2 protein-coding genes are annotated in these 1261 nt (G+C 66.3%); both read left to right on the top strand.

All coding sequences use genetic code 11. From position 1 onward, the window contains the following. On the top strand, positions 1–454 hold a 454-nt coding region (locus tag AB1555_20155; GenBank protein ID MEW6248992.1), incomplete at its 5' end, for a helicase HerA-like domain-containing protein. 87 nt (positions 455–541) lie between these two features. Beyond that, positions 542–1261 (top strand): hypothetical protein (locus tag AB1555_20150; GenBank protein MEW6248991.1); only part of this gene is annotated, 720 nt, incomplete at its 3' end.

Below are 1261 nucleotides of genomic sequence, written 5' to 3'. Positions count from 1 at the left end.
GGCGCTGGTCTCTTTCCTCGATGAAAAGGGCACGCCTGCCGTCGTCGAGCGCGCCTGGATCCTGCCACCGGCATCGCGCATCGGGCCGCTGACCCCGAACGAGCGCCAGCAGGTGATCCGCTCCTCCCTGGTCTACGGCCACTATGAAAAGATCGTCGATCGCGAGTCGGCCTACGAGATCCTGCAATCCCGCGCTGGTGGAGGTGCCGCGGCTGGCGGGGCGACGCCAGTGAAAGTCGGCGCTGGCGGCACGGCATCCCAGCCCCCGGCGGCCGAAGGGGGTGGTTTCCTCAGCGAAATCCTGTTCGGCCGCACCGGCCCGCGCGGTGGGCAGACCGATGGCCTGGTGCAGGCCGCGGCTAAAAGTGTGACGCGCACCATCGCCAGCCAGGTCGGCCGCGAGCTGGTGCGTGGCGTGCTCGGCTCCCTGCTCGGCGGCAGCAGGCGGCGTTGAATCCCGGAATTTGGGAATGCGGATTTGCCGCGGACGGCCGGGGCAGCCGGGCGCGTGATAATCTCTGCAGCCTCGAGGGAGGGTGACATGCACGTCAGATCATGGGTGGCCGCATCGCTGCTGGTGTGCGCTTTCATTGGTCATGTCCATGCGCAGAGCGATGCGCCGGCCTTCTCGCTGCGCGGCTTCGGCACCCTGGGTCTGGCGCGATCCTCTTCCGACCAGGCCGAATTCGTGCGCGACTTGTCGCAGCCTGTCGGCATCAAGAACGGGCAGTGGTCAGGCAGGATCGACAGCATTTTCGGTCTGCAGGCGAATTGGCGCCCGAGCGCGGACCTCGAGCTCGTCGGGCAAGTCGTCAGCCGGCTGCATTACGATCGCAGCCATAACCCGGAACTGATGTGGGCATTCGCGAAATGGGAGCCCGATCCGCGCCTTGCGGTGCGCTTCGGCCGCATCGGCGCGGACTTCATGATGCTCGCCGACTCGAGACTGGTCGGCTATTTCTATCTGACGGTACGGCCGTCGGCGGATTTCTTCGGCCCCCTGTTCTTTTCTCATTTCGACGGTGCCGATGCCGCCGTTACGCTGCCGGCAGCCGGTGGTCTTGCACACCTCAAGGCTTTCGCTGGCCGGACGCACGAAAAGGCTGCTGGGGGGCTTGGTGTTTGGGATACCAGTGGCTCGCCGGTTGCCGGTCTGGTGTTCGACTACACCAGCGGTCCCTGGCAGTTGCGCGCGCAGGCGGCGCGCATCCGGTTCGCGGCGGACATGAACACCGGCTTTCTCGAAGCACCGCTGTTGGCC

Source organism: Nitrospirota bacterium (assembly GCA_040755395.1).
Taxonomy (GTDB): Bacteria; Nitrospirota; Nitrospiria; order Nitrospirales; family Nitrospiraceae; genus DATLZU01.
This window is presented reverse-complemented; position numbering and strand designations above follow the sequence as displayed.